Source organism: Ramlibacter monticola (assembly GCF_016722785.1).
Classification (GTDB): Bacteria; Pseudomonadota; Gammaproteobacteria; order Burkholderiales; family Burkholderiaceae_C; genus Ramlibacter; species Ramlibacter monticola.
Map to the genome: position 1 here is coordinate 827,667 of NZ_JAEQNE010000002.1, position 21,318 is coordinate 848,984.

Sequence of the window (21,318 nt, forward strand, 5' to 3'; positions counted from 1 at the left end):
CAGACTCCTTCGAAAGGCGCCCGGAAGGTGAGCACCAAGGACGACGGCGATGCCGCCGAAGACCGCGCGCTGGCCCACCTGCTCGGGCAGGGGCTGCGGCTGGTCGCGCGCAATTATCGGACGCCCGGCCGTGGCGGCGGCGAGATCGACCTGATCATGCGCGACGGCGACGGCACGCTCGTGTTCGTGGAGGTCCGCAAGCGCGGCGGCCACGGCTTCGGCGGCGCGGCGGGGAGCATCGGGTGGCAGAAGCAGCGGCGGGTCGTGTTCGCGGCGCGGCACTACCTGCTGAGGCTGCGGCAGCCGCCGCCCTGCCGCTTCGACGTCGTCAGCATGGAAAACGGCGCGCTCCAGTGGATGCGCGCCGCTTTCGATGCCGGCTAGGACCCGCGCCTGCGGGTCCCAACACGGTGGACACGGGCTTAACCGCGGTCGGCCTTGCGGGGCATCACCGCCGGGGCGGGCGCCTGCTCGACCGGCGCCGGGGCGGCACCCATCTGCTGCTGCTCCTGGACCACGGGCGCCGGGGCCTGGGCCACGATCGGTGCCGGCTCTTCGACGCGCGCCACTTCACGCACGGTGGTGATCTGGGCGGTCTGGACCTGGTCGATCAGGCCCGGAACGCCGGTCTCGCCCATGGAGGTGAGGTGGGAGCTCTGCTGGCCCGCGCCCAGCGCGGGGTTGGACACGAACGGGTTCGGCGGAATGCCTTGGGCGACGGCAACGCCGATCACGGCGACAGCGGAAGCACCGGCGATGAGGCCGGCGATTTTTTTCAGAACAGCCATTGCAACTTCTCCTTGAGCTTGATTTGTGAACCTGCGGGCTTCGAAGCCAGCGGTGTCAAGAGTAGTGAGCGGGAACTTGCGCGGAGTCAGTTCCGTGCGGGAACTCGTGTCGGGTCATGTCCGCCACAGCGTCGGCCATTGCTTCCCGCATCCGTCCGACCGGACCTACACCCGAGGCTCGGAAGCGCAGGAATGCACACCCCGCAATGCAGAGCCAGCCTGGAATTGCACTCCTAGGGCGCGGCGCGAAGGCCCTCGGGCCGGTGGCGCAGGCTGGCCGCCGCATGCGAGAGCGCGAACGCCAGCGCGTGGCCGGTCGAGTCCATCAGGCAGGCCTTGCGCCACAGCTGCACGCCCCTGCGCGGGGCACCGCCCTTGCGCATCTCCGCGGCGCCGGGCAGAACCCAACGCTCCATGAACCGACGGGTCGATGCGGGCAGCGCCGCTGTCATCGCGGCCTGCACGTCGGCGTTGGCAAACTCCGGAAACATGCGGCAGGCGAGGCTCAGTGCGCCGTACAACGCACGCGCCGTGTGCCACTCGCGAGCGCGCTCGGCCGCGGCCATCGCCATGCCTGTCCGACGCGCGAGCAGCAGCCAGAGATCGACGTAGCGGATCAGGCGCACGTCGAACTGGTCGATCCCCATGGAGAGCGTGTGGTAGACCAGCGCATCGACGTCGTCGAGGCGCAGCACGCGGCGGCCCTCGATCTCGAGCGGCACGGCGCGTTGCCACAAGCCCTCATAGTCGACACGATTTCGGGGACGCTGGATGAAGGACTGGTGCACCTCGACGAGGATGCGCCCGTGGAAAAACACCCGCTCGTGGTGGGCGGGGTCCCTGGAAGCGCCGAACGAAGGCTGGGCGCGCATTCCGGCGGCCAGCAGGCGCTCGCACACGGCATCCATGCGATCCACGGGAACCAGGATGTCGATGTCCTGCATCGGGCGCAGGACGGCGTCCGGATAGAGTCGCCGTGCGTAGTCCGATCCCTTGATCAACATCACCGGCTCGCCGGCCAGGGCGTCACAGACAGCAATGGCTGCTTCGCGAAACCAACTTGCCCGAACCTGCAGGATGCGCTCCCAACCCCTTGCGGACTCCCTCGCGCTGCGCACCGCAGGTGGAAGATCGGACGCCGCGAACAGCAGCGGCAGCAAGCCGGAGGAGGAGCAGCGCTCCACCAGCAGCGCCGCGCCCGCTGCACTGACGGCGGGCCAAGCCTCGCCCGTGACCAGCCCGCAGACCGATGGCCAGAAAGAACGCGGAAGCAAAAGGGACATCGCTACGGGATCCTGGTGAGAGCCGACCCGCAGGGCGGCGGGGTCTTTGCAGCCAATCGCTTAACAAGGACGAACGGGCCTTGCGTCCCCTTGACGGGCCCCCGGTGGTCGCAGTACCGTCCCGGCCGTTTCTGCCCTTTCGTCCTATCCTAGGACAAGCGTCGGGCAGCAAGCAAGGAGGACCCAATGAGGACTGTCTTTGTTGCGACCTCGGGAGTGGAAACCGCCCCGCTCGCCAATGGCTCGGTGGTCTACAACCTGAAGACCACCAAGTTCATCATGCTGAACCCATCGGCGAATCTGGTTTGGAGCTCATTGGCGAAGCCACACTCCGAGGATGACCTGGTCGACCTGGTCTGCGAACGCTACGAGAGCGTCGATGCTCCGGCCGCCCGGCAGGCGGTGCAATACACGCTGCGCGAATTGCAGAAGCTCGAACTCGTCGCGAGCCGCGAAGGCAGCACGGAGACCGGTGATTCGCGTCCCGCCGCAACCCGCGCCGGCACCTCCGATCCGGAGGATGGTTTCGCGGCGCCGTCCGTCAAGGTCCTCGACGAGGAGGATCTCCTGAAGGTGTTCCAGATCACGGCCGCCGAGATCAGCGTGGCATCGTGCTGGTGGGGCGCCTGCTCGGTCGGTTGTCCGTAAGCCTGCTACGTCGTCGATGACTCCCCCGCCGACCAAGGTCGTGCGAGGCGTGACGTTGCGGGCCGATCCGGCCCGCGAGGCATGCTTTCAGATCGTGCACGACCCCGCCCATTTGGCCGACTACGCCGACATGTCCGAGGTCGCGATGCGACAGCGGCTGCACAAGCACATGCACAACGAGATGCAAAGTCTCGAGATGGCTGCGCAGTCGCTCGCCGATTTTCCCGACGCGCCGTGGGAATTGCGCCTGTGCCTCGCACGCCAGTGCTGGGACGAGTCGCGCCACACCCGCCTGCTTTATCGGCGTCTGCTCGAGATAGGCGGGCGCAAGGGCGAGTTCCCGGTGATGAACTACGAGTGGAGCGTCACCTGCATGGCCGACTCGATCTGGGCGCGCCTCGCGATCCAGAACCGCACCTTCGAGGGCGGCGAGATCGACCTGCTCCGACGCCTCACGGGGATGTGGAAGGAAGCGGGCGACCCGGTGACCGCCGAATTGATCGAGGGCATCCTGGCCGACGAGATCCAGCATGTGCGGTTCTGCAACGTCTGGATCAAGCAGACGTCCAAGCAGGATCCCGGCGTGTTGTGGAAGCTGGCGTCGGCGGTCACTTTCGTGCGCAGCGTGACGAAGGCGCTCGAGCCGGGTCCCGGCGAGGTCAATGCCGTCGGCGTCGACCTGACGGGGTTCGAGCATGTCGAGGTGATGGCCAACATCCCGGACCGGCGCCTGGCTGGCTTCAGCGAAGCCGAGATCGCGGAGATCGTGGAGCAGGAAGAGGCACTGCAGGCGCACCCCCGTCGAGGGGACGCAGCACCGGCCTCGGCGGCCGGCTGACGGCACCCCGGCCATGTTCGAGGGAGGAACCTGGATCGGTCGCGCGCAGGCGCTCCCCGCCGCCCAAGACTCGACAGGCGAGTGGTTTCGCCTCGGCGACCTGAGCCTGCAACTCGCTTCCGAGCCGCAAAGCTTCCTCGATGCGTTCCGGGCGCAGTGGGGCGACTGCACCGTTGCGGAACCGCCCCCCGGCCTTCCCAGGCTCCACTGCAGCGCGCGCTTGCTCGCAGGTTCGTCGCGGCTCCTGCTCTCGTTTGCCGGCTGCGAACTGCCCGACCTGCTCGACGCCTCGGCTACACCCGTGCGGATGCTGCGCCACCTCGCACGCTATGCGGACCAAAGCGGACCGGCGCCGGGTTGGCGCATGCTGGCGGACCGTAACGACGGCAGCCGGATCCTGGCCGCAGCGCACCGCGATCGTCTCGTCGTCGACCTCGATGAAGCACCGCCCGACTTCGCGATCGACGCCTTGATCGCTGTCGTGCAGAGTGCGCAGCCCGGACTGCTGTTCCTGCACGCCGCTTCTTTCGGGGTGGCCGGCGCAGGCGCCCTGCTGATTGGCGCCGCGCAGGCCGGCAAGTCCACGACCGCACTCGCGCTCGGGGCGCGCGGCCATGCCGTTCTTGGCGACGACATGGCCGCCATCCGTGCCGGCAGCAGCGAGTTGCTGCCCTTTCGCAGGACGCTTCGCCTGCGACCCGGGCCCTCCGTGGCGTCACTTGCTGCGCGTCTCGGCACCGTCCCGCATGCGTTCGCCGTCGATCCCGGTGGCACCATGCGAACGTTGGTGCGCGCGGGCGCTCTGTTCGCCACGCCTGCATGCAGGCCGCTTCCCCTGCGCTTTGCATTCGTGCTCGACGGCTTCTCGACGCAACCCTGCCTCACTCCGTTTCGGCCGGACATCAGCTCGGTAGAGCCACTCAGGGGGATCGTGAGCGAATCGGTGCCGGACTGGGGCCGGTCGCCGGGCCGCGACCTGATGAAGTTCTTGACCATTGTCGACGTCCTGTCGAAACTGTCCTGTCATCGCCTTCGGCTCGGAACGCCGGAAGCGAGCGCGTCTGCGATCGAAACCCTGATGATGGAGGCTACATGCAACTCAACGTGAAGCAGAGAGGCGACCATGTCGCGACCTTCCGCTGGATCGAAGTGCGGTGCATGGAAATGCTCGCGCGCTGGGTGCCGATGACGCCGGAGACCGAGGTGAAGCTCGCATTCGGCACGCACATCTGGGATCTCGCCCAGCACGCCGACAGCCTTGGCAAGCGCACGCACGAGTTGCGGCTTCCGGCGCAATACAGCCTCGAGCCCGCGAGTGGTTACGTCCGCTTCCTGTCCGACCTGGCCGAGACGTCCGCCTCCGACCGGCGCGTGGCCGCCTTCTACGACTGCCTGCTTCCTGCGCTGGAGCGTCGCTACCGTGACTACCTTGGCCGGGTCGATTCGCTGCTCGACGGCCCGACGCTGCGCATCATCGACCACATCCTGTTCGACCTGGCCCGGATGAAGACCGAAGGCCAGGCGCTGCGCGAGGAGTTGCCTGCGGTTGCGTCGACCGATGCCGCGTGGCTCGATGCCTTGCGGCGCCACGAGCTGGAATTCACCGAGATCGTGGTCGGCCGTCCGGCCGAACAGGCCGCGGCAGCCTAGAGCGCGGCATGCACACCATGGAAATCGGTACGGTCACGGTGCGGGGCAACGTGGTCCTGCGGGCCAGCCCCGCGCGCGAGCCCTGCTTCAATGTCGTCGACGACCAGGCCCGGATGGCCAAGTTCCCCGAGGGGTCGCTGGAACACAGGCGCGAGATGCTGCATGGCGACGTCAACGAGGAGGTGCAGAGCCTCGAAATCGCGGCGCAGTCGCTGGTCGACTTTCCCGATGCGGACTGGGAGCTCCGGCTCCAACTCGCGCGGCAGTGCTGGGACGAGGTGCGTCACGCGCGTCTCTTCCTGCACCGGCTGATCGAGCTCGGCGGGCACAAGGGGGAGTTTCCGGTCATCAACCAGGAGTGGGGCGTGGTCTGCATGTTCGACTCCCTGGTCGGGCGCCTGGCCGTGCAGAACAGGCTGTTCGAGGGTGGCTCGCTCGATGTCTTCAAGGAGGGCGTGGTTTCCTGGGCCCGCTGGGGTGACCACGCCACCGCCGAGATCATGGACGCGGTCGCCGCGGACGAGGTTCAGCATGTCCGCTTCGCCAACGAGTGGTTCGAGCGCCTTCGCAAGGAAAACCCGCGCTCGCTGCTGAAGGCCATTGCCGCGATGGATGCGGTGCGCGTGTGGTCGCTGGCCCTGACGCCGCCGGAGATGAAGATGGAGCACGAGATTCCCGTCAACGTCGAGGACCGCCGTGATGCAGGATTCACTGTCGAATGAGCCTGGCGCGGAAGCGCCCGACGGCGAACTGTTCGCCATCGGGCCGGCGCGCGACGCGCGCTACACGGTCAAGGAGCGCTGGCGCGACTGCGAGAATTTCCCGGGCGATCACCCGCTGCACCACGTGGAGTTCACCCACCGTCAGATGAACGAGGAGGTGAACGGCCTGGAGTGTTCGGCCGCCTGCCTGGCCGACTATCCGCAGGCGGACTGGGAGCTGCGGATGTGGTTTGCGCGTCAGTGCGCAGACGAGGCGCGCCATGCGCGGATGTTCCGCCGGCGACTCGAAGGAATGGGCGCGCACGTGGGCCAGTTCCCGGTCATGAACTTCCAGTACCGGATCATCTGCAGGGCCGACAGCCTGCTCGGCCGCCTGACCATCCAGAACCGCACTTTCGAGGCCGGCGGGCTCGACGCCGTCGCCTGGGTCGCCCGGAAGATGCACGACGAGGGCGACGCGCCCCTCGCCGACTTCTTCGAATCCCAGCTGGCCGACGAAATCCTCCACGTGCGCTTTGCCAACGAATGGCTGCGCAAGCTGATCCGGGACGATCCGCGCCAGCTGCTCGACATGAGCAAGACTCTGGGACGAGCGGCCCGGGGCTTCAGGTACGTGATGGGAAACGAAGGCACCGAGGGGGTCTACTATCCGACCGATCGGCTTGCGCGCCTCGAGGCCGGGTTCACCGAGGACGAAGTGAAGACGGCGTCCGAACTGGGCACGCAGGTCGCGTCCGGAGAGCTTCGTGGCCATCCACGATCCTGAAGTCGTCGCGGCGATCGGGCAACTCCTGCGCGGCGACCCCCAGCGCACGCTCGTCGTCGCCGACAGCCTGCGCGGACCGGATCGCTACATCGAGTCGACCGTCAGCGGGTTCAGCATGGGACCCGACCTGCCTCCGGGGTCGCGGATCCGCATCGCGCTGCTCCCGCCTTCGGGGCACGCGGCAGGACAGATCGTTGCCTACCTCGCCAACGACCAGGTCATCGTTCACCGGGTCCTGCACTGCGGTCGAGCGGGCCCGGCACGCAAGCACCTGATCGCCCGCGGCGATGCGACCCTGGTGCCGGATCCTCCGGTCGAGCTCACCCATGTGCTCGGACCTGTCACCGGTGTCTGGTCCGCAGGCGGCTGGAAGCCCCCCGCGGATCCACGGCCGCGGTCCGCGCGCGCCCGGTTGGTGCGCGCCCTCCTCGCGGCGCTGGCGATCGCTGGGATGTACCTGAGCCCGCGCGCCACCGCGCGGGCACTGATAGCGGTGCACCGTGGCGCGGGAGCGCTGCGCGGCGCCTGGGGGGCGGCATTGCAACAGCGCCGCGACCGGGGACGGCACGAACCCTCCTGAGCAGGCGCCGGCGTCGGGCTTCGCCGGTCAGGCGGAGGAAGTCTGCGCTTCGACGACCCGGCCACGCTCCAGCGTGTAGCAGCGATCGCAATGTGCCACCGTGCTGGCGCGATGCGCCACGATCAGCACCGTGCGCGAACCGTGCGAGCGCAACGAACGCAGCACCTCGTTCTCGGTCGCGGTGTCGAGCGCACCGGTGGGCTCGTCGAGCACGAGCACGGCGGGATCGCGGTAGAGTGCGCGCGCCAATCCGATGCGTTGCATCTGCCCCCCCGAGAGGCGGACACCGCGCTCGCCCAGCATCGTGTCGAGCCCCTCGGGCAGGTCGCGTACCAGCTCCGCGAGCCGGACGGCCCGCAGCGCGCGCCACAGCGCCTCCCGATCGACCTGGTCCGCAGGCACACCGAAGGCGACGTTGCTCGCCACCGTATCGTCGATCACGCAGACCGACTGGGGCACGAAGGCGACCTGGTCCTGCCAGGCACGCAGGGCGTCGCGCACGTCGATGCCGTCGACGCGCACCTGCCCCTGCTCCGGCGTCAGCAGGCCCAGGATGATGTGCACCAGCGTGCTCTTGCCCGCACCACTGGGGCCGACCACCGCGACCCACTCGCCGCGGCGCAGGTCCAGGGACAAGTCCGCGAGGGTGGGCTCGCTGGCTCCCGGATAGCTGAAGCTCACGCCGCGCACTTCGAGGCGGGTCCTCAGCGGCGCGAGCGGCACGCCGGCCGCGGCTGCGCCCTGCGGAGTCCCGAGGCTCAGCTCGGCGTGGAGAAGGTCGATCGCGTGCCGTGCATAGTGGAGCGCCTGGGCCGCGTTCATCAAGCGCTGCACGGACGGCATGAGACGGAACGCTGCCACCGCGAAGACGCCGAGCAGGGGCAGCACGGATGCCGGTCCCCGCCCCAGGACGACGAGGACGACCGCCAGGACGGTGAGCCCCAGCACCGCCAGCAACTCGAGCAACAGGCGAGGCAACTGCACCAGCGTCGCGAGCCACTGGCCGGCCCGGGCGCTCTCGACTGTGTGGATGCGGCAACGTTCGGCGAATTCGAAGGTCCGGTTCGTCAGCTTGATTTCCCGCACCGCGGCCAGGCCCTGCTGGAGGTGCTGCAGCCGCAGGCCCTCGTGGTGCTGGCGCGCAGCTCCGGCCCGGGCGATGGTGGTTCGCGTGAGCCGGTGAAAGCCCCATGCAGCGCCCCCCATCAGGGGAGCGAACGCGAGCGTCCCCAGCGGTTCGACCGCGATCAGCAGGGTGCCGATGCAGGCCAGTACCAGGCTCTCGGAAATGAACGCCAGCATCGCCTGCAGGCCATACGGGGCGAACAGGTTCACTTCGTTGACGACGTTTCGGACCAGCTCCGCCGAGTTGCGCTGGAGATGGAAAAGCCACGGCCGTCCGAGGTAGATCGAGAACAAGCGGTGCGAAAGCTGCGTTTGCACCGCGAAGAGGAAACGCGACTGGCGGTGTGCGAGAAACGCGAGGAATACCGCCTTGAAGGTATAGACCGCTGCCAGGACGCCCAACCCCAGCGCGACCAGCCAGGGCCCGCGCTGCATCCCGAGGGCTTGCAGCGCCGCATCGAACCAGGGATACCGGTGCGCGGCCTCGCCCTCACCATCGCCCAGCAGGATGATCGCCGGCAGCATGACACCGACACCGAGCGTCTCGATCGCGGTGCCGACGACGATGAGCACGAGGAGGAAACCAGCCTCGCGACGCGCGGGCGGATCCAGCAAGTCGCGGACCTTGCGAGCGATCTGACCGGCGTCCGCGGCCGAGTTCGACATGGCGTCTTATAGCACCACAGCCGCAGGTCTGACGCCGGCCCGCGGGCGCGCACGGATGGCGACGTCGTAGTTCCCGAAGACGAGGCCGAGCGAGCGTGTGACCAGTGGCGCGCTCGACGCGGCGAGGCGCGTCCTGGCCCACGCGCTCGCCCGCGCCCGGGCTCCCTGCGGCCGGCCGGACGAGAGTCCTGCGCCGTGGGGAGTGAGGAAGCGCGGGCTGGTGGAGAGCACCTCGAATCCCGCCAGTCTCAGCATCGCATGCAGCCCGGCGGTGTTCGCGCGCCACCACTGGAGCGGCGCGGGCTCCAGCCGCGCGCAGGGACTCGACGGATGCAGGAGATCGAGCCGGGCATCCACGGTCTCCAGCAACATCAGCTCGCCTGCGCAAACGCCGGCGATGCGCCGCAGGGCTCGCACCGGGTCCCGCAGGTGGATCAGCAGGGTGCCGCAAAAGATGACGTCGAAGACGCCATGCATGGCGGGGTCGAGGTCGTAGACCGAGCAGGCTATGCGACGCACGCGCGAGGAACGCGCGGCCGCGGCCATTTCGAAGCGCTTCTTGCGCCTTGCGGCCGACCGGCGCAACTCCTCGATGTCGCGATCCCGGACCTCCTGGGGAAGGTCGAGCTGCCACGGATCATCCACGTCGATCGCGAGCACTTCGGCAGCCCCGCGACGCTCGATCTCGAAGGCCCAGAAGCCATCGCAGGTCCCCACATCGAGGCATCGCGCCCCCGTGAGCGCGGGCCAGTCCAATCGCGCGCTGCAGCTCCGCATGTCGAACACTCCCGGGGTGCAGGACCCGTCGGGCAGTTCGATGGTGTGGAACCAGCGCTCGGCGTGCAGCGCCTCGACGTCGGCGCAATTCACCGCGCCCGCCGGGCGAATTCGTGCACCCGGGCCAGGTTGACCAGGAGGAACAGCGGGATCTCCTCCGGAGCGGCGTCGCCGCGCTCGAAAAGGCGGTCGTAGTCGACATCGGGAAGGCGCATCCGCGAGCTCCTGATGGTCTCCAGGCAACTTGCCGCATCCACGCGCTGGCCGACCACTTCCATGTAGTCGGATTTCGGGCGCTCGCGGATCGAATCGGGAAGGTCGCTCCCCAACGCCTCCATCATCAGCGACTTGGCCCGCACGGGATCCGCCTTCGCCGCGCAGGGCAGCGAGATCATGAAGTCCACCAGTTCGCGGTCGGCGAAAGGATGGCGCAGGTCGATGCCATGGCGTGCCGCCTCGATTTCCTTGTGCTCGAACGAAATCACGGCGGCCGGCAACAGCGGATGGACCTGGCGGACCTTCCAGCGCTGTGAAGGCCAGGACCAGCGATCGATGTCCTGCGCGCGGATCCGCGTGGAGAGATCTCCGAGAAAGTACGTCGCGACGCTCTCCATGTAGGTCGGGCGACGGGCGTACCGGCCACGCCGCAAGCCCGGTGGCGCGAGATCCGAGAGCAGGCCGTGCACCGCCCGGCGGATCCCGTAGCTGCGCGACAGCGCAATGAGCCGCTCGATTTCCAGGCCGAGCAGCAGCTTTCCCCAGGCCCCGCCCGAGGGGCCGAGCACGCCGTCACCATCGTGGCCATCGAGGGCGACCCGGACACCGCTCGCGCGAAGATGCGATTGCACCGGTTCGTCGATGCCGAACGGCAGCCAGCTGTACGGCACGCAGTGGACGTCGAGCTCCGCCTCGATGTCCCAGGGGCCGAGCTCACCGGGCACGCAATGCAGCGGTACGTCCAGCGCGGACGCCACCGCCTGCGCGTAGCGTGTTTCCTGCGTGCGAGGCAAGGGCGCGAACTCGACATGGACGAGGTACGGCTTGTCCGCCGTCGCCGGAATGCCGGCCGCAACCGCAGCCGAGTCCTGGCCTCCGCTCAGGACGACCGCGCTGCCGGGCGCGTAGCAACGCGCCACGGCGCTACGGAACCGCTCGCGCAACTCCCCGACCGCGTCGGCCCGATCGCCACCAAAGGTGCCCAGGCGCCGCGCCGGGTCCCAGTACCGCAGGGTTTTGATGCGCAGTTCACCGTCGATCTCGAGAGTGCAGCCGGGAAGCACTCGCCGGATGCCAGCCCATCCCGTTTCCTCATCGATCGGAGCAAACCCCGCGCGCGCAGTCAGGGCCGACAGATGCGGAGCGTCGGGCTCGATGCCCAACAGCGCGTGGACCTCGCTTGCGAGCCACACGGCCCCTTTCGCGACCCGATAGAAGAGCGGCGCGAGACCCATCGGATCGCGGGTCGCGCGCAGCACCGCGCCATCCCAGTGGAGGGAGGCGAAGCGGCTGCTGCCCGACTGCAGCACGGCCAGCGGATCCGCGGCCCCGCCGTGAACGAGCACGAGGGAACCGGACGTGCAATCGACAGTCGGCCCGTCGCCCGGATCACAGAGCGCGGCGATTTCCAGCCCTTGCTTGCGATACCGCATCCCGCTGCCACGGTGCCAGCGCAGGCGTTCGGCGGCGCGTTCGAGCCGCCCGCCGTGATCCCCGAGGCAAGCGACGAAGCCGCCTCTCATCGCGGGCAAAGGTGGAATCGTCCGCCCGCGACGCGGATGCTGCCTTCGACGACGTGCTGGTCGCGCTTCACCGGCGTTTCCGCGCACGCGTCACGGCGATGCTCGCAAAAGCCGCTGCGCCAGCCGTCGACGCGGGGCTCGACCGCTTCGACGGTGTCGACGAGGGAGAACCAGGGGCTGGCATGAACGGGAAGCTGCGGGTTCAGGTCGGAAGACAGTATCGCAGGTCACGACGACGACGACGACCTCCAGGGAAACACGCAGTGGTTCGACATTCGAGCGTTCGACCACAACCCCTGGAGCAACCGGCGCGCGGCATCCCGCCCTTGGCGCAGGGCCGCGTCGCATCACCCAAAGCTCGGCCCGGAGGTTGGTCTTCGCAAGTTGCCGCGTCCACCAAAACGGTGGATGGCTCGCATGCTCATCGTTGCAAGCGATGGGAATAGGCGGACGGACGCCTCCTCGATTCATGCCACCTGGCGCTCGCCGGCCCCTGTTTCACAACGCCCCGAAAACGGAATTCATCTTCCTGATACATAACTCCATACCCGGACACAAGGAGCCCGGGCAGTATCATGGAGCCATGCTCGAGCAACGGATACAGCAGAACTTCATCGAAAGCGCGGACCTGAAGTACCAGGCCGCGGAAACCCTCAGCAAGCCGATCGCGCAGGGCGTGCAGGCCGTGCTGGCCTGCGTCACCAGCGGCGGCAAGGTGCTGGCGTGCGGCAACGGCGGCTCGGCCGCCGACGCGCAGCACTTCTCGGCCGAATTCGTGGGCCGCTTCGAACGCGAGCGCCCCGAGCTCGCCGCGATCGCGCTCACCACCGACAGCTCCATCCTCACCGCGATCGCCAACGACTACGACTACAACCGCATCTTCTCCAAGCAGGTGCGCGCGCTGGGCCAGTCGGGCGACGTGCTGCTCGCGATTTCCACCAGCGGCAACTCCGCCAACGTGCTGGCCGCCATCGAGGCCGCGCACGAGCGCGAGATGACCGTGATCGCGCTCACCGGCCGCGGCGGCGGCAAGATGGGCGCGGTGCTGCGCGAGACCGACGTGCACATCTGCGTGCCGCACGAGCGCACCGCCCGCATCCAGGAGGTTCACATCCTGGCCCTGCACTGCATCTGCGACGGCGTGGATGCGCAACTCCTCGGCGAACAGGACAACCCCGCATGACCCGCAAGCTTTACGTCCTCCCCTTGTACGCGCTGGCAGCGGCCTCGCTGGCCGCTGCGCTGTCCGGCTGCGCCCCGCTGGTGGTGGGTGCGGCGGCCGTCGGCACCGGGATGATGGTCACCGACCGGCGCAGCTCCGGCGCGCAGGTCGACGACGAGTCGATCCAGTTCCGCGCATCCAGCCGCCTGGGCGAGCAGTTCGGCGACAAGGTGCACATCAACGTCACCAGCTACAACCGCCAGGTGCTGCTCACGGGCGAGGCGCCCAACGAGCAGATGAAGCAGCAGGCCGAACAGACCGTCACGCGCATCGACAACGTGCGCTCCGTCGTCAACGACATCGCGGTCATGGCGCCGACCTCGCTGCCGCAACGGTCCGGCGACGTGTTCATCACGGGCAAGGTGCGCGCCTCGCTGGTCGACGCGCAGGACCTGCAGGCGAATGCCTTCAAGGTGGTCACCGAGCGCGGCAACGTCTACCTGATGGGCCGGGTGACGACGCGCGAGGCCGAGCGGGCCACCAACATCGCGCGCCAGATCTCGGGCGTGCAGCGCGTGGTGCGCATCTTCGAGGTCTCGAGCCCCGAGGAGCTCCGCTCGGCGGGCGTGGACCTGCCGGCGGAGCCGGCAGCGCGGGCGAACCTGGCGCCCCCGCCGGTCACGAACCTCGCGCCGGCCGCGCCGGCTTCCCATCCGCCGTCGGCCGAAGCCGGGCCGCCGGTATCGGCCTCGGAGCCGGGGGCAGGCGGCGCGGTGGCGACGCCGGTGCGCTGAGCCGCCAGCGACCGCGTCAGCGGATCCGCTGGATCAGACTGGACGTGTCCCAGCGGTTCCCGCCCATCTCCTGGATGTCCGCATAGAACTGGTCCACCAGCGCCGTCACCGGCAGCCGCGCGCCGTTGCGCTTCGCCTCGTCGAGGCACAGCCCCAGGTCCTTGCGCATCCAGTCCACCGCGAAGCCGAAGTCGAACTTGCCGGCGATCATCGTCTTGCCGCGGTTGTCCATCTGCCAGCTCTGGGCGGCGCCCTTGCCGATCACCTCCAGCACCTGCTCCATGTCCAGGCCTGCCTTCGCGCCGAAGGCGATGGCCTCCGACAGCCCCTGGACCAGGCCCGCGATGGCGATCTGGTTGACCATCTTGGCGAGCTGTCCGGCGCCGCTGCCACCCAGCAGCGTGAAGGCGCGCGAGAAGGCCATCGCAACCGGCCTGGCGGCATCGAAGGCCGCCTGCTCGCCGCCGCACATCACGGTCAGCATGCCGTTCTGCGCGCCGGCCTGGCCGCCGGACACCGGCGCGTCGACGAACTGCAGGCCGCGCTGCTTCGCCTCGGCGGCCAGCTCGCGCGCCACGTCGGCCGAGGCGGTGGTGTGGTCGACGAACACGGCGCCGGCCTTCATGCCGCCGAAGGCGCCCTGCTCGCCCAGCGCCACGGAGCGCAGGTCGGCGTCGTTGCCGACGCAGCAGAACACCAGGTCGCAGTCGGCCACTGCCTCGCGCGGCGTGGGCGCGGCGGCGCCGGTGAACTCCTTGCACCAGGCCAGCCGCTTCTCGGCGCTGCGGTTGTAGACGGTGACACGGTGGCCCGCCAGCGCGAGGTGGCCCGCCATCGGAAAGCCCATGACGCCGAGGCCGAGGAAGGCCACCTTGCGGGAAGGCGTGGTTTCGTAGGTCCTGGGGTTGGTGCTTGGCATGCGGAATTCCGTTGTTTGAAGCGGCCGATTCTAGGAGAGGCCGCGGGCGGGACAGGTCGTAAAACCAGACAGCCGAACGCAGAGGGCGCAGAGGTTACGCAGAGGACGCAGAAGAACATCCTTCAAGGATTGTTCTGCGTCCTCTGCGTACCTCTGCGCCCTCTGCGTTCGGCTGTTCGGTTTTTCTGTTCGGCCTGCGCTCACACGATCGCGAGGTGCTCGGTGCCCGCCGCCAGGTCCTGCGACTTGGCGCGCTGGGAGTTGAGCTTGATCTGCAGCCGCAGGTCGTTGACCGAGTCGGCGTTGCGCAGCGCGTCCTCGTACGAGATCAGGTTGTTCTCGTACATGTCGAAGAGCGCCTGGTCGAAGGTCTGCATGCCCAGGTTGCGGCTCTTCTTCATCACTTCCTTGATCTCGGAGACTTCGCCCTTGAAGATCAGGTCCGAGATCAGCGGCGAGTTCAGCAGGACCTCCACCGCGGCGGCGCGCCCCTTGCCGTCCTGCTTGGGCACCAGGCGCTGCGAGCAGAAGGCCTTCAGGTTCAGCGACAGGTCCATCAGCAGCTGCGGCCGGCGCTCTTCCGGGAAGAAGTTGATCACGCGGTCCAGCGCCTGGTTGGCGCTGTTGGCGTGCAGCGTCGCCATGCACAGGTGACCCGTTTCGGCGAACGCGATGGCGTGCTCCATGGTCTCGCGGTCGCGGATCTCCCCCATCAGGATCACGTCGGGGGCCTGCCGCAGCGTGTTCTTCAGCGCGGCCTCCCAGCTGTCCGTGTCCAGCCCCACCTCGCGCTGCGTCACCACGCAGTTCTTGTGCGGATGCACGAATTCGACCGGGTCCTCGATGGTGATGATGTGCCCGTAGCTCTGCTCGTTGCGCCAGTCGATCATGGCCGCCAGCGTCGTCGACTTGCCCGAGCCGGTGGCGCCCACCAGCACGACCAGGCCGCGCTTGGTCATCACCACGTCCTTCAGCACCTGCGGCACGCCCAGCTTGTCGATGGTGGGCAGGATCTGGGGAATGACCCGCAGCACCATGCCGACCTTGCTTTGCTGCACGAAGGCATTGACGCGGAAGCGCCCCACGCCGGGCGGGGAGATCGCGAAGTTGCACTCCTTGGTGCGCTCGAACTCGGCGGCCTGCTTGTCGTTCATGATCGAGCGGGCCAGCGCCAGCGTGTGCGCGGCCGACAGCGGCTGCGGCGACACCTTCGTCACCTTGCCGTCGACCTTGATCGCCGGCGGGAAGTCCGCGGTGATGAACAGGTCGCTGCCGTTGCGGCCGACCATCAGCTTCAGCAGGTCGTTGATGAATTTCGAGGCCTGATCGCGTTCCATGGTGGATCCTGATTCGCTGAAAGCTGACTAGCGCTCGCCGCCGGGCCGCCCCAAGGCGAGCACGGCCCCCTCGGGGGGCAGCGCACTACACGAAGTGAGAAGCGTGGGGGCCATGATCATCCGGGGAAATTCTCGGGGATCTTGGCCTTGCTGCGGGCTTCGGCCGGGCTGATCATGTTGCGCCTCACCAGGTCCGTCAGGTTCTGGTCCAGCGTCTGCATGCCCATGCTGTTGCCGGTCTGGATGGCGGAGTACATCTGCGCCACCTTGGCCTCGCGGATCAGGTTGCGGATGGCGGAGGTGCCGATCATGATCTCGTGCGCCGCCACGCGGCCGGAGCCGTCCTTGGTCTTGCACAGCGTCTGCGAGATCACCGCCTGCAGCGATTCCGACAGCATCGCGCGGACCATTTCCTTTTCCTCCGCGGGGAACACGTCGATGATCCGGTCGATGGTCTTGGCGGCGCTGGAGGTGTGCAGCGTGCCGAACACCAGGTGGCCCGTTTCGGCGGCCGTCATGGCCAGGCGGATCGTTTCCAGGTCGCGCATTTCGCCCACCAGGATGCAGTCCGGGTCCTCCCGCAGCGCGGAGCGCAGCGCGTTGGCGAAGGACAGCGTCATCGGGCCCACTTCGCGCTGGTTGACCAGGCACTTCTTGGACTCGTGCACGAATTCGATCGGGTCTTCCACCGTCAGGATGTGGCCGTACTCGGTCTCGTTCAGGTGGTTGATCATGGCCGCCAGGGTGGTGGACTTGCCCGAGCCCGTGGGGCCCGTCACCAGCACCATGCCGCGCGGCTTGAGCGCCAGGTCGCCGAAGATCTTGGGCGCGTTGAGCTGTTCCAGCGTCAGGATCTTGGAGGGAATCGTCCGGAACACGGCACCGGCGCCGCGGTTCTGGTTGAAGGCGTTGACGCGGAAGCGCGCCAGGCCCTCGATCTCGAACGAAAAGTCACATTCCAGGAACTCTTCGTACTGCTTGCGCTGCGAGTCGTTCATGATGTCGTAGACCATCGCGTGGACCTGCTTGTGGTCCATGGGGTCCACGTTGATGCGGCGCACGTCGCCGTGCACGCGGATCATCGGCGGCAGGCCGGCCGACAGGTGCAGGTCCGATGCCTTGTTCTTGACGCTGAACGCGAGCAGCTGGGTAATATCCACGGATCCCTCTTACTTCCTCTTCTGGAATGGTCTCGCCAACGGCGACCCCCGCGCGGTTGGGCCGACCCATTATGACGACGATTGCAGCCAACCTCCAGACCGTGCGGGAGCGGATCGCGCACGCCTGTACCGACGCCGGACGCGACGTGACCGAAGTCACGCTGCTCACCGTGTCGAAGACGTTCGGACCCGACGCGGTGCGCGAGGCGCATGCCGCGGGCGCCACCGCCTTCGGCGAGAACTACATCCAGGAGGCGGTGGAGAAGCAGGCCCTGCTGGGCGACCTCGATGCCGAGTGGCATTGCATCGGGCCGATCCAGAGCAACAAGACGAGGCTGGTGGCCTCCCACTTCGACTGGGCGCAGACGGTGGACCGGCTGAAGATCGCGCAGCGGCTGTCCGAGCAGCGGCCGGCGGAGCTGCCGCCGCTGAACGTGTGCATCCAGGTGAACATCGACGGCGGCCCGAACAAGTCGGGCGTGGCGCCGCAGGAGGCGCTGGAGCTGGCGCGCGCGGTCCTCGCGCTGCCGCGGCTGCGGCTGCGGGGGCTCATGAGCCTGCCGGAGCCGGCCGAGGGTTTCGCCGCGCAGCGCGCGGTGCACGAACGCGCGCGGGAGCTGTTCGGGGAACTGCGCCTGCAAGGGCTGCCGCTGGACACGCTGTCCATGGGCATGACGGAGGACCTGGAAGCGGCGATCCACGCCGGCAGCACGATGGTCCGGGTGGGGACGGCGATCTTCGGGCGGCGGGACAAGCCTTAGGCGCCTGGGCTCCTAGAGCCGCAGCGGCAGCCGGCTCGTGCTCTTCACCTCCTCCATCACCGCATACGTCCGCGTCTCCCGCACCCCGGGCAGCTGCCACAGCACCGTCCCCGCGAAATCGCGGTAGGCGTGCATGTCGGCCACGCGCGTCTTCAGCAGGTAGTCGAAGCCGCCGGCGACCATGTGGCACTCCAGGATCTGCGGGTGCACCTGCACGGCGGCCTTGAAGGCCTCGAAGACGTTGGGCGTGGTGCGATCCAGCAACACCTCCACGAACACCAGCAGGCCGGCGCCCAGCTTCAGCGGATCAAGCCGCGCCTCGTACCCCAGGATGTAGCCCTCGCGCGTCAGCCGCTGCACCCGCGCCAGCACGGCGGTCGGCGACAGCGCCACGGCCTCGGCCAGCTTGAGGTTGGACAGGCGCCCGTCGGCCTGCAGAACCTGCAGGATTCTCAGGTCGATGCGATCGAGATCGGGGGCGGTGTCGCTCATGGTCCGAGTTTTTATCTCCAGGCGACCCCAACTTTAGCGAATTATTCGGATGACAACCGGGGACGATTCGGATCGTTCACCATCCGATCCACCATGCCCGCCACCGCCCAACGCCTGCCCTCCCCCTACCGGCCCGAAACCGAAGTCGTCTCTCGGCGCCTGCAGTTCCTGCAGGGCGCGCTCGATTGGGCCGCCGCGGCGCAGGTCGCGTCGCCCTGGGTCCGCGCGGTGCGCCGCCACCCGCCGCCGTTCTGGGCGATGGAAAGCCTGCTGAAGGAATACCCCATCTCCAGCGCCGAGGGGCTGGCGCTGATGCGGCTGGCCGAGGCGCTGCTGCGCGTGCCCGATGCGGAAACCGCGATCGCGCTGACCGCCGACCAGCTCTCGCGCGCCGATTTCGAAGGCAGCGCCGACAGCGCCCTGGCGCGCCTGTCGCACAGCGCCATCGCCCTGTCCAAGCGCTTCCTCCCGGGCGACGGCGCGCAGCCGGAAGGCGGCCTGTTCGCGCGGCTGGGAGCCCGCACGGTGGTCGGCGCGACACTGCGCGCCGTGCAGTTGCTGGGCCGCCAGTTCGTCCTCGGACAGACGATCGGCGAAGCGATGCACGAGGCGGCCGCGGCGCGCCGCCGCCAGCCGAACCTGCGCTTCTCCTACGACATGCTGGGCGAAGGCGCGCGCACCGCGCCCGATGCCGAGCGCTACCTGCAGCACTACCGGCAGGGCATCGCCGCCATCGGCGCGAACGCGGATCCGGCGCAGCCGGTGCAGGCCAACGACGGCATCTCGATCAAGCTGAGCGCGCTGCATCCGCGCTACGAGGCGCTGCAGCGCGAACGCGTGCTGGAGGAACTGGTCCCGCGCGTCTGGTCGCTGTGCCGCATGGCGGCCGACGCCAACGTCAACCTCACCATCGACGCCGAGGAGGTCGACCGGCTGGAGCTCTCGCTGGAGGTATTCGAGGCGCTGGCCGAACGGGTCGGCCGCGAAACCCCGCAGTGGCAGGGCTTCGGCCTCGCGCTGCAGTCCTACCAGACCCGCGCGCTGGAGCTGATCGCCCACGTGGCGGAGATCGCGCGGCGGCACCGCATCCGCCTCATGTGCCGGCTGGTCAAGGGCGCCTACTGGGACGCCGAGATCAAGCGCGCCCAGGAGCTGGGCCTGCCGCATTACCCGGTGTTCACGCACAAGCACCACACCGACGTCTCCTACCTGGCCTGCGCCCGCGCCCTGCTGGAAGCCAAGGACGTGATCTATCCGCAGTTCGCCACCCACAACGCGGGCACCATCGCGGCGATCCTGCAGATGGCGCGGCGCAACGGCGCGCCCTTCGAGCTGCAGCGCCTGCACGGCATGGGCGAAGGGGTGTATCGCGAAGTATCGCGATACTCCCCTTCGGGGCAGGATGGGCTCCCCCCCACCCAGCCTCCCCCTCCAGGGGGAGGAGCAATCCCCGTCCGCGTCTATGCGCCTGTCGGAGTGCACCGCGACCTGCTCGCCTACCTCGTGCGGCGCCTGCTGGAGAACGGCGCCAATTCCTCCTTCGTGCACCAGCTCGCCGACGAATCGGTGGGCCTCGACGAGCTGCTGGAGTCCCCGCTGCACCTGGCGCCGGAGCCTTCGCTGCCGCTGCCGCCGGATCTCTATGGCGCCGAGCGGCGCAACAGCGCGGGCGTGGACCTGACGGTACCGTCCCTGCGCGCGACGCTGGAGGAAGCCCTGGCGCAAACCACGGTGCCCGCCATCGCCCTGGCGGACCCGGCCCAGGTGCCCGCGGCCGTGGACCGCTCCCTGGCGGCGGGCGAAGGCTGGTCGCGCGTCCCGGTGGCGGAACGCGCCGCGGCGCTGCGCCGCGCCGCCGACGCCATGGAGGCGGACCTGCCGCGCCTGTGCGCCCTGCTGGTGAAGGAAGGCTTCAAGGCCTGGGGCGACAGCGTCGCCGAGGTGCGCGAGGCGGTCGACTTCCTGCGCTACTACGCGCTGCAGGCCGAGCGGCTGCTGCAGCCCGTCACCCTGCCCGGCCCCACGGGCGAAAGCAACGAGTTGCGCCTCACGGCCCGCGGTGCCTGGGTCTGCATCAGCCCCTGGAACTTCCCCCTGGCGATCTTCACCGGGCAGGTGGCCGCGGCGCTGGTCACCGGCAACTCGGTGCTCGCCAAACCGGCCGAACAGACCCCGGCCGTAGCGGCGGAAGCGGTGCGCCTGCTGCATGCCGCGGGCGTGCCGCGCGACGCGCTGCAACTGCTGCACGGCCCGGGCGAAACGGTGGGCGCCGCGCTGGTGGCGGAGCCGCGCATCGCCGGCGTGGTCTTCACCGGCTCGACCCAGGTCGCCAAGGTCATCCAGCGCGCGCTGGCCGCCAAGGACGGCCCCATCGTCCCGCTCATCGCGGAGACCGGCGGCATCAATGCCATGCTGGTGGACTCCACCGCGCTGCCGGAACAGGTGGTCGACGCGGTGGTGCAGAGCGCCTTCCGCTCCGCCGGCCAGCGCTGCTCCGCGCTGCGCCTGCTGTGCGTGCACGAGGCGATCGCCGACGGCGTGATCGCGATGGTCCAGGGCGCGGCCCGCGAACTGGTGACGGGGGACCCGGCCGAGTGGCGCACGGACGTCGGCCCGGTGATCGACGACGAGGCCTTCGCCAACCTGCAGCGGCACCTGCAGCGCCTGCAGCGCGAGGCGAAGCCCCTGCTGCCGCCGTCCGAGTTCGACCCGCGCACGCGGATGGTCCCGCCGCAGGCCTTCGAGGTCACGGCCGTCGACCAGGTGAAGCACGAGATCTTCGGACCGGTGCTGCACATCGCGCGCTGGCGCGGCGACCCGCAGGCCACCATCCACGCGATCAACCGCATCGGCTACGGGCTCACGCTGGGCATCCAGACGCGCATCGACAGCCGTGCGGAGGCGCTCGCGCGCGAAGCCCGGATCGGCAACGTCTACGTCAACCGCAACATGATCGGCGCGGTGGTCGGCGTGCAGCCGTTCGGGGGGGAGGGGATGTCCGGCACCGGCCCCAAGGCCGGCGGGCCGCACTACCTGACGCGGTTCTGCGCGGAGCAGACGGTCACGGTCAATACGGCCGCGGCGGGAGGAAACGTGGCGCTGCTGGCCTGA

Annotated in this window: 21 protein-coding genes; 12 read left to right on the forward strand and 9 right to left on the reverse strand. The window is 68.8% G+C overall.

Features of this window, described 5'->3' with window-relative positions; genetic code table 11:
• The first annotated feature begins 27 nt into the window (after nucleotides 1-27).
• The gene (locus JJ685_RS11860; protein ID WP_201674427.1) at nucleotides 28-384 is read left to right on the forward strand and encodes a YraN family protein; all 357 of its coding nucleotides are present in this window, start codon (nucleotides 28-30) and stop codon (nucleotides 382-384) included.
• Between the two features lie 38 nt (nucleotides 385-422).
• Here JJ685_RS11860 and JJ685_RS11865 read toward each other — a convergent pair whose 3' ends face one another.
• Together JJ685_RS11865 and JJ685_RS11870 are read right to left on the reverse strand one after the other, a co-directional pair.
• Nucleotides 423-788 carry a hypothetical protein gene (locus JJ685_RS11865; RefSeq protein ID WP_201674428.1) on the reverse strand — a complete coding sequence of 122 codons (366 nt, stop codon included), beginning with the start codon at nucleotides 786-788 and terminating at the stop codon, nucleotides 423-425.
• 233 nt (nucleotides 789-1,021) lie between these two features.
• The gene (locus JJ685_RS11870; RefSeq protein WP_201674429.1) at nucleotides 1,022-2,071 is read right to left on the reverse strand and encodes a nucleotidyltransferase family protein; all 1,050 of its coding nucleotides are present in this window, start codon (nucleotides 2,069-2,071) and stop codon (nucleotides 1,022-1,024) included.
• A gap of 186 nt (nucleotides 2,072-2,257) precedes the next feature.
• Here JJ685_RS11870 and JJ685_RS11875 point away from each other — a divergent pair, with 186 nt between their 5' ends.
• The 7 genes from JJ685_RS11875 to JJ685_RS11905 are packed head-to-tail and all read left to right on the forward strand — an operon-like array spanning nucleotide 2,258 to nucleotide 7,275.
• On the forward strand, nucleotides 2,258-2,719 hold the full coding sequence (locus tag JJ685_RS11875) for a PqqD family protein (RefSeq protein ID WP_201674430.1): 462 nt from the start codon (nucleotides 2,258-2,260) through the stop codon (nucleotides 2,717-2,719).
• A gap of 16 nt (nucleotides 2,720-2,735) precedes the next feature.
• On the forward strand, nucleotides 2,736-3,557 hold the full coding sequence (locus tag JJ685_RS11880; RefSeq protein ID WP_201674431.1) for a DUF455 family protein: 822 nt from the start codon (nucleotides 2,736-2,738) through the stop codon (nucleotides 3,555-3,557).
• A 13-nt stretch (nucleotides 3,558-3,570) separates the two neighbouring features.
• Entirely contained in the window at nucleotides 3,571-4,665 is a 1,095-nt protein-coding gene (locus JJ685_RS11885) for a hypothetical protein (protein WP_201674432.1), read from the forward strand.
• Nucleotides 4,650-5,207, forward strand: coding sequence for a hypothetical protein (locus JJ685_RS11890; protein ID WP_201674433.1), 558 nt, complete (start codon nucleotides 4,650-4,652; stop codon nucleotides 5,205-5,207). Before JJ685_RS11885 ends, JJ685_RS11890 begins: the two co-directional genes overlap by 16 nt.
• A gap of 8 nt (nucleotides 5,208-5,215) precedes the next feature.
• Entirely contained in the window at nucleotides 5,216-5,929 is a 714-nt protein-coding gene (locus tag JJ685_RS11895; protein WP_201674434.1) for a DUF455 family protein, read from the forward strand.
• Nucleotides 5,907-6,695 carry a DUF455 family protein gene (locus JJ685_RS11900; protein ID WP_201674435.1) on the forward strand — a complete coding sequence of 263 codons (789 nt, stop codon included), beginning with the start codon at nucleotides 5,907-5,909 and terminating at the stop codon, nucleotides 6,693-6,695. Before JJ685_RS11895 ends, JJ685_RS11900 begins: the two co-directional genes overlap by 23 nt.
• Nucleotides 6,676-7,275 (forward strand): hypothetical protein, encoded by a 600-nt coding sequence (locus JJ685_RS11905; RefSeq protein ID WP_201674436.1) that lies wholly within the window; start codon nucleotides 6,676-6,678, stop codon nucleotides 7,273-7,275. The genes JJ685_RS11900 and JJ685_RS11905 overlap by 20 nt, the downstream gene beginning before the upstream one ends.
• Nucleotides 7,276-7,302: 27 nt before the next feature.
• On the opposite strand, the gene JJ685_RS11910 is transcribed toward JJ685_RS11905, so the two are convergent.
• Genes JJ685_RS11910 through JJ685_RS11920 form a run of 3 tightly spaced genes read right to left on the reverse strand, consistent with a single transcriptional unit; the run spans nucleotide 7,303 to nucleotide 11,582 of the window.
• Complete coding sequence (locus JJ685_RS11910; protein ID WP_201674437.1) at nucleotides 7,303-9,066, reverse strand: ABC transporter ATP-binding protein; 1,764 nt, start codon at nucleotides 9,064-9,066, stop codon at nucleotides 7,303-7,305.
• 6 nt (nucleotides 9,067-9,072) lie between these two features.
• Nucleotides 9,073-9,936 (reverse strand): class I SAM-dependent methyltransferase, encoded by an 864-nt coding sequence (locus tag JJ685_RS11915; protein ID WP_201674438.1) that lies wholly within the window; start codon nucleotides 9,934-9,936, stop codon nucleotides 9,073-9,075.
• A complete protein-coding gene (locus JJ685_RS11920; protein WP_236598973.1) occupies nucleotides 9,933-11,582 on the reverse strand; it encodes an asparagine synthase-related protein in 1,650 nt (549 codons plus the stop codon). The genes JJ685_RS11915 and JJ685_RS11920 overlap by 4 nt, the downstream gene beginning before the upstream one ends.
• Nucleotides 11,583-12,165: 583 nt before the next feature.
• Here JJ685_RS11920 and JJ685_RS11925 point away from each other — a divergent pair.
• Together JJ685_RS11925 and JJ685_RS11930 are read left to right on the forward strand one after the other, a co-directional pair.
• Complete coding sequence (locus JJ685_RS11925) at nucleotides 12,166-12,765, forward strand: phosphoheptose isomerase (RefSeq protein WP_201674440.1); 600 nt, start codon at nucleotides 12,166-12,168, stop codon at nucleotides 12,763-12,765.
• Entirely contained in the window at nucleotides 12,762-13,538 is a 777-nt protein-coding gene (locus JJ685_RS11930; RefSeq protein ID WP_201674441.1) for a BON domain-containing protein, read from the forward strand. Before JJ685_RS11925 ends, JJ685_RS11930 begins: the two co-directional genes overlap by 4 nt.
• Nucleotides 13,539-13,554: 16 nt before the next feature.
• Here the strand turns inward: JJ685_RS11930 and JJ685_RS11935 are convergent, their stop codons facing one another.
• The 3 genes from JJ685_RS11935 to JJ685_RS11945 form a co-directional block, all read right to left on the reverse strand.
• The gene (locus JJ685_RS11935; protein ID WP_201674442.1) at nucleotides 13,555-14,457 is read right to left on the reverse strand and encodes an NAD(P)-dependent oxidoreductase; all 903 of its coding nucleotides are present in this window, start codon (nucleotides 14,455-14,457) and stop codon (nucleotides 13,555-13,557) included.
• 200 nt (nucleotides 14,458-14,657) lie between these two features.
• The gene (locus JJ685_RS11940) at nucleotides 14,658-15,794 is read right to left on the reverse strand and encodes a PilT/PilU family type 4a pilus ATPase (protein WP_201674443.1); all 1,137 of its coding nucleotides are present in this window, start codon (nucleotides 15,792-15,794) and stop codon (nucleotides 14,658-14,660) included.
• Between the two features lie 116 nt (nucleotides 15,795-15,910).
• Nucleotides 15,911-16,954: a type IV pilus twitching motility protein PilT gene (locus tag JJ685_RS11945; RefSeq protein ID WP_201674444.1), complete on the reverse strand. Its 1,044-nt coding sequence runs from the start codon at nucleotides 16,952-16,954 to the stop codon at nucleotides 15,911-15,913.
• A gap of 71 nt (nucleotides 16,955-17,025) precedes the next feature.
• Here JJ685_RS11945 and JJ685_RS11950 point away from each other — a divergent pair, with 71 nt between their 5' ends.
• Nucleotides 17,026-17,715 carry a YggS family pyridoxal phosphate-dependent enzyme gene (locus JJ685_RS11950; protein ID WP_201674445.1) on the forward strand — a complete coding sequence of 230 codons (690 nt, stop codon included), beginning with the start codon at nucleotides 17,026-17,028 and terminating at the stop codon, nucleotides 17,713-17,715.
• 12 nt (nucleotides 17,716-17,727) lie between these two features.
• Here the strand turns inward: JJ685_RS11950 and JJ685_RS11955 are convergent, their stop codons facing one another.
• Nucleotides 17,728-18,207 (reverse strand): Lrp/AsnC ligand binding domain-containing protein, encoded by a 480-nt coding sequence (locus JJ685_RS11955; RefSeq protein WP_201674446.1) that lies wholly within the window; start codon nucleotides 18,205-18,207, stop codon nucleotides 17,728-17,730.
• A 93-nt stretch (nucleotides 18,208-18,300) separates the two neighbouring features.
• On the opposite strand from JJ685_RS11955, the gene JJ685_RS11960 reads away from it, so the two are divergent.
• The gene (locus JJ685_RS11960; protein WP_201674447.1) at nucleotides 18,301-21,318 is read left to right on the forward strand and encodes an L-glutamate gamma-semialdehyde dehydrogenase; all 3,018 of its coding nucleotides are present in this window, start codon (nucleotides 18,301-18,303) and stop codon (nucleotides 21,316-21,318) included.